Below are 6,092 nucleotides of genomic sequence, written 5' to 3'. Positions count from 1 at the left end.
AACCGGCCGAGGCCCAGCCACAACCGGCCCAGCCACAACCGGCCCAGCCACAACCGGCCGAGGCCCAGCCACAACCGGCCCAGCCACAACCGGCCGAGGCCCAGCCGCAACGGGCCCAGCCACAACCGGCCCCGGCGTGACCAGCCCAGCTGCATCAGGCCTGGCCGCGGCAACCTCGGGCATGACCGGCTCGGGCATGACCGGCGACACCAGCGAAGACTTCGAGGAAGACTTCGTCCCGGCGAACGAGGTCGAGCGTGACCTCTACCGCGCCGTCGATGAGGTCAGCACCGATTCCTTCCTCTCCACCCTGTTGCTCGCCACCGTGCTCGTGCCCGTCGCGCCCAACTCGCGGCCCGGCAGCGCTCCCGGCGAGTCCGGTTTTGCGTTCCGGACCGAGGAGATCGACGGTGACCGGTTCCTGGTCGTCTTCACCAGCCGGGACCGGCTCGCCGAGCATTTCGCCGAGCCCACCCGCACGGTCGGGGTCCGCTTCGTCGATCTGATCCGCAACTGGCCCGACCCGGCCTGGTCGTTCGCCGTCAATCCGACCTCGCCGATCGGCGCCAGGTATCCCGGCCCGCAGGTCATCGCGCTGGCCAGCTGGGCCGTGGAGGCCGGGCTCGGCGGTGACCCGGTCGACGCGCCCGCCGAGTTGCCGCAGCGGCCGGCTGAGCCGACCGCGCAGCTCACCGTCATGCAGAAGGCTGTGCCGGCCGAGCAGATCGACTACTACCTCGAGCGGGGTTACGACCGGGTCGCCGGGTTCGTGCACCGCGCGGGTGAGGTTGAGCATCTGCGGGCGCCGGGTGAGCTCTTCTCGGCGCTCGGGCTGGTCTACGACGGTTCGCCCTATCAGGCGGATGCCAAGGAGGCCTTTGTGCTCCGCTGGCCGGCGCACCGGCCCAGCCTCTACCGCATCCCGTACGGCGGCCAGAGCGAACAGGCACTACGCGCCATGGACGGCTGGGTCATCGAGCGGCCACCGTTCCGGGGCAACGGTTTCGCCCCCGGTGAGGGCAAGGACGTCATCGCGGAGTTCAAGGTGGACAGTGTGCGGTTGCCGCACGGTGCGCAGTTGTGGCGGATCGCCGACGGCGCCGAGCAGCTGATCGCCGTCTTCGACTGTGACGCGCCGGTGTGGCGCCGGGTCGGTGAGCGGTGATGCGCGACGGCTACGTGGTCAACTGGCACGGCCGGGAGTACGACGCCGCGCCCGACGGGGAGAACGTGCGGGTCTATGCGCCCGAGCCCGCTGACGGGTTCACCGAGGTGCGGCCCGGTCGCTACGTGCGGGTGCTCAAGCCCGGCGAGTTCGGTGAGCTCGTCTACATCCGCACGACGTGTTCGTGGCGGGGTGAGCCGTTCATCGTGCTCGCCGAGGCCGACAACTGGCTGCGCCTGGAGTACACCGGTGGCCGGGCGCCGGTCGCCCGTGAGCTCGGGCTGGAGGAGTTCGACTTCGGGGTCTACCAGGGCTGGGCGCCGGCCAACGAGGTCACCCAGCTCTACGAGCACCGAGTCTGACGGGCCTCACGCCTTCAGCCAGCGCAGGATCTCGCCGGTGACGAGATCCGGCGCTTCCTGGTGCAGGAAGTGGCCGGCGTCCGGGATCAGGCGCCACTCGTACGGCGCGATCACGTACCGGCCCGAGCCCTGGGCCGTACGGGGCAGCACCGCCGTGTCCAGCTCACCGTGCATCTGCAGCGTCGGGGTGACCAGCGGCTGCTGCATCAGCTTGACGAACCGGTAGCCCTGCAGTCGCAGCGCCGAACGGAACACCCACCTGTACGCCTCCAGCGCACAGAACGCCGCCTGCGGGATCTGCATGGCCTCCCGGCACCGCGCGACGTACTCGTCGAACGCGGCCGTCTGCGTCCACCTCGGACCGCTCCAGTGCTCGATCAGCTCGCCGACCAGCGCCGCGTCGTTCTTCGTCAGCACGTGCTCGTAGCGGGGGACCTGGAAGCGCAGGATCGACGCGCTCGCCGCCGCCTGGCCGCGGGGGTCGGCGAACAGCGCCGCGCGCAGCCGCAACGGGTGGGCCGCGCCGAGCACCACGAGCCGGCTGACCATCTTGGGGTGGAAGGCCGCCGCTGCCCAGCCGATCATGCCGCCGGCGCCCGCCCCGACGATCATCGCGGAGCGTTCGCCGAGGGCGCGGATCAGGCCGGTCACGTCGGCGGCCATCGTGTAGCCGTCGTAGCCGCGCGGGGGCTTGTCGCTGGCGCCGTAGCCGCGCAGGTCGATCGCGACCGCCCGGAAGCCCGCGTCGGCGAGCCGGGTCAGCACGTCGTGCCACGCCCACCAGAACTCGGGGAAGCCGTGCAGCAGCAGGACGAGCGGTCCGGTGCCCGCCTCGACCACGTGGAAGCGGCTGCCGTTGGCGCCGACGAAACGGTGGGTCCAGGGACCCTCCGTCAGTACGCACGCCTCGTCCACCTGGGCACTCATGCGAACCAGCGTACGGGCCTAGGGAAAGTGCTGGATGGCACCCATGCTCACCGGGATGCCCGCGCCACAGTCGATGCGCAGTCTGGCCGGGGTCAGCTCGGCCTTGATGTGGTCACCCTGGGTCAGCTTCGCGCCCTTGTCCGAGTACATCGCGTAGGCGACGCCGTCGAAGGTGACCAGGCCGTAGCAGGGGCCGGTGCCGCCGCGGGTGATGGTGCCCTCGATCCAGCCGGGTGAGCGGACGATGTCCGTCGGCGTCTTGGGGATGCCGGCCGGCTTGGAGGGCGCCGGGCCGTTGGGCACCGAGTTGTACGGGCCGCTGGGCGAGACGGCGGGCTCGCTGGGCGGCGTGACGGAGGTCGCCGAGGCGCTGGGCGGGACCGGCACGGAGGTGCCCGGTGCCACGGGAGACCCGGCTGAACAGGCCGTCAGGCTCGTGAGGACCAGGAACGTTGCTGTGGCCGTACGGGAAAACGAGATCATGACCCACCTCCGTGAGTGAGACCCGGGCCCGGTCCTGCGGGTTCCCGTGGGGGTGAGAAAAGGGCGACGCCCGGGGCCGAGGCCCCGGGCGTCGCTGTGCTGCGGTGGATCAGGAGAACTTGACCTTGAGCGAGGTGCCGCTCTGCTCGACGACCTTGATCTTGACGCCCACGGCCGGCAGCTTGACGCCGGCCCACGGGATCTCGTCGTAGAAGTACTTCTTGGTGTCGTCGAAGGTCGGCTGGGCCGCCTGGCCCCGCACGTAGCTCGCCTTGTCGTTGACGTGCAGCGTGAAGGAGTCGGCCTTGGTCGTGCCGAACGGCGCGTCGTAGAGCTGGATGCGCGCCCGCCACGGCTGGCCCTCGAGGTTGTAGAACGGGGCCGGGTGGCTGTCCACGATCAGGTTGCGGCCCTGACCGGGGTGCTGGTTGACGTTGTTGTCGGCGAACGACGTGTCGTTGTACGAGATCAGCAGACCCTGCTGGTACGCGAAGTGCTCGGCCCAGTCCGGCTTGCTGGTCGGCCAGCCGAAGTTGTACGGGCCGGTCTTCAGGTACTTGTCGTACGACGTGTACGTGCGGTTACCGGCGATGTAGAAGTGGTCGTACTCGGCGGTGATCGAGTCACCCTCGACGCTGAAGCCGGCAGCGGTCCAGGCCGGGGTGCCCTCGGCACCGTCGGTGGAGACCGCGGCACCGTTCACCGTGATGGTGAGGTCGTCGCCGAAGAAGCCGCCCGCGGACAGACCACCGTCGGTGATGTAGTGCAGGCGGACCTGCACCGTCTTACCGGCGTACGCGGTCAGCGGGATGCTGATGTTCTTCCACTCGCCACCGCTGTCGCCACCCAGAGCCGGGCGCGGCGGCACAGCGCCGTCGACGCCCAGCGGGGCACCGTCGACCGTGCCGTTGAGCGCGGTCCACGCCTTGCCGTCGGTGGAGGCCTCGAAGTAGAGGTAGTCGTAACCCTCTTCGATGTTGTAGCGGCCCTTGAGGTCGAACGACGCCGAGGTGGCCCCGGTGAGGTCGACCGACTTGGTCAGCGTGGTGTTGAGGTTGTCGTCGTTGCCGGAGAAGTACTGCTTCTCGCCGGCGAACGGTGCACCGAGGTCGGTGGTGACCTCCTTGTCGGGCAGGACCACGACGGCGGCCTGCGCCTTGGTGCTGTTGTACTCCTGCGGGCCGAGCTCGAGGGTCCGCTTCTGACCCGCGACCAGGGTCTCGTAGTCCAGCCAGCCGAGCTGCAGCTTCTGCCAGGCACCGAGGTCACCCGGGCGCGTGCCGAGGGGCTCGCCGGCGCCGGAGAGACGGCTCTGGGCCATCAGGGTCCAGAACTCGCTGTTGTTGTTCGTGCCACCGGAGGTGTCGTAGTCGTCCGGCAGACCGAGGTCGTGGCCGTACTCGTGAGCGAAGACGCTCAGGCCGCCGTTCTCGGGCTGGACGGTGTAGTCACCGATCCAGACGCCGGTGTTGCCGATCTGCGTGCCACCCGCCTTGTTGGTGGCGGGGCCGGTGATCCCGGCCGAGGTGTTGTACGCGTACCAGCGGTGCGCCCAGATGGCGTCCTCACCCTGCTGCGGGTCACCGTCGGACTGGTCGCCGCCGGCGTGGACGATCTGGAAGTGGTCGATGTAGCCGTCCGACTCGTTGAAGTCGCCGTCACCGTCGAAGTCGTACCGGTCCCACTGGTCGTAGGACTTCATGTCGGCGGCGATCTGCGCGTCGGTGCGGCCGGCGGCCTTCTGGTCGGCGACCCACTTGTTGGCGGCGTCGGTGACGAGCGCCCACATGTTGGTGTCGGTGCAGACGCCGTTGACGTCGCAGTCGCGACCGTAGCGGGCCTCGTTGTAGTTGACCTTGACCCAGTCGGAGACCTCGCCGTCGACGCTGTAGCGGCCGGACGACTGGGTCTCGTAGTAGGTCTTCAGCGACTCGACGCCCTTGCCCGCACCGAAGTACAGCTCCTGGAAGTGGGCCCGGTTGTAGTCGGGCTGCCACACCGTGGTGTTGTCCTTGGTGCGATCGGGCGAGGGGATCTTGTTGTGCAGCGGACCCTCGAACGTGGTCGGGCCCGGGGTGAGCGGGTCGCTGTCGACGTCCGGGTAGTTCGGGTGCCGGTCGTTGCCGAACTCCGCCAGGATCACGAAGATCTTGTCGGTCCGCTCGTTGTTGAGCTCGACGTACTGGTCCTGGCCGGCGCTGGCGACGCGGCGGTTGGTCTCGCCGCCACCGCGCGTCTTGCCGACCTTGGCCACGGTGCTGCCGCCACGCTGCTGCGTCTTGACCGTGCCCTTGAGGATGCCGTTGATGGCCTCCTGGCGCAGCTCGCGGCGCTTGTCCTCGAACGGGTTGGGCAGCTCGTCCACGGGGGCCTTCTTGCTGGCCGTCGCCGGGGCCGGGTCCACCGGAGGGGCCGCCATCGCCGCGGCCGGGAGCATGATCCCGGCGCTGCTGACCATTGCGGCACCGAGTAGTCCCACGACTACTTTGCGCACGTACTACCTCCGTTGACGTGACCGATCGCTGGGTGCAGCTGATCGGCGGAAAACGGCCCCGTGATTCGGGGCTCAGGTGAACGTATGCAAACAGTCAGATGTATGGAAGTGCTGGAGCCAAAAGAAAGGGAATCTTTATGCGGGCGCGCTCAGCCGACCGGCGTCAAGGTCTTGACCTCGACCAGAGTGCCGGCCCCGCAGGCGATATCCAGCATCGACGCGCTGACGTCGGCCTTTATCCGAATGCCGATGGTCAATGCCCGGCCCTTGGCTTCATAGAGGGCATATTGGACGCCGTCGTCGGTGACGAGGCCGTAGCACGGTCCGGAGCCGCCGCGGTTGACCGTGCCGACGATGAGCTCGGTGGCCTTGATGTCGTCGGTCGGCTCGCTCGGCGGGGCGGTGGGCCGGGTCAGGGTCGGCAGGGGGGACACGGTCCGCTCGGCCCGCGGGGGAGCGGCGGTGGGCTCGTTGCCGGCGGCGCACCCGGACAACACGGTCATGGTGGCGGCTAGCACGAAGAACCCGGTTCTGGTCACGGCTCCTTGGACGGGCCGGCAATCTTCGCGGTTCCCCGGAAACGGGACGGCCCCCGCCGGGTGGGCCCCCCGCGCGCCCCGCGAGCGGCGGGGGGGGTGGCGGCCCATAACGCGGCCCCGCG

The 6,092-nt window shown here is 69.5% G+C and carries 6 protein-coding genes; 2 read left to right on the top strand and 4 right to left on the bottom strand.

Annotated features, from left to right (window positions below):
• The first annotated feature begins 196 nt into the window (after window positions 1-196).
• Window positions 197-1,165 (top strand): SseB family protein, encoded by a 969-nt coding sequence (locus AB0C29_RS18295; RefSeq protein WP_360821553.1) that lies wholly within the window; start codon window positions 197-199, stop codon window positions 1,163-1,165.
• A complete protein-coding gene (locus AB0C29_RS18290) occupies window positions 1,162-1,527 on the top strand; it encodes a hypothetical protein (protein WP_360550925.1) in 366 nt (121 codons plus the stop codon). Before AB0C29_RS18295 ends, AB0C29_RS18290 begins: the two co-directional genes overlap by 4 nt.
• 6 nt (window positions 1,528-1,533) lie before the next feature.
• Here AB0C29_RS18290 and AB0C29_RS18285 read toward each other — a convergent pair whose 3' ends face one another.
• From AB0C29_RS18285 to AB0C29_RS18270, 4 genes are all read right to left on the bottom strand, one after another.
• Window positions 1,534-2,454 (bottom strand): alpha/beta hydrolase, encoded by a 921-nt coding sequence (locus AB0C29_RS18285; RefSeq protein WP_360821551.1) that lies wholly within the window; start codon window positions 2,452-2,454, stop codon window positions 1,534-1,536.
• Between the two features lie 18 nt (window positions 2,455-2,472).
• Window positions 2,473-2,937, bottom strand: a complete 465-nt coding sequence (locus AB0C29_RS18280; RefSeq protein WP_360821549.1) for a hypothetical protein — start codon at window positions 2,935-2,937, stop codon at window positions 2,473-2,475.
• 109 nt (window positions 2,938-3,046) lie between these two features.
• Window positions 3,047-5,431, bottom strand: a complete 2,385-nt coding sequence (locus tag AB0C29_RS18275) for an immune inhibitor A domain-containing protein (protein WP_360821547.1) — start codon at window positions 5,429-5,431, stop codon at window positions 3,047-3,049.
• A gap of 149 nt (window positions 5,432-5,580) precedes the next feature.
• Entirely contained in the window at window positions 5,581-5,970 is a 390-nt protein-coding gene (locus tag AB0C29_RS18270) for a hypothetical protein (RefSeq protein WP_360821546.1), read from the bottom strand.
• Window positions 5,971-6,092: the final 122 nt, after the last annotated feature.

Source organism: Actinoplanes sp. NPDC048791, from assembly GCF_040650095.1.
In the GTDB taxonomy this organism is placed as follows: Bacteria; Actinomycetota; Actinomycetes; order Mycobacteriales; family Micromonosporaceae; genus Actinoplanes.
Note: the sequence above shows the minus strand (reverse complement) of the source record. Positions and strands in the feature narration are given on the sequence as shown.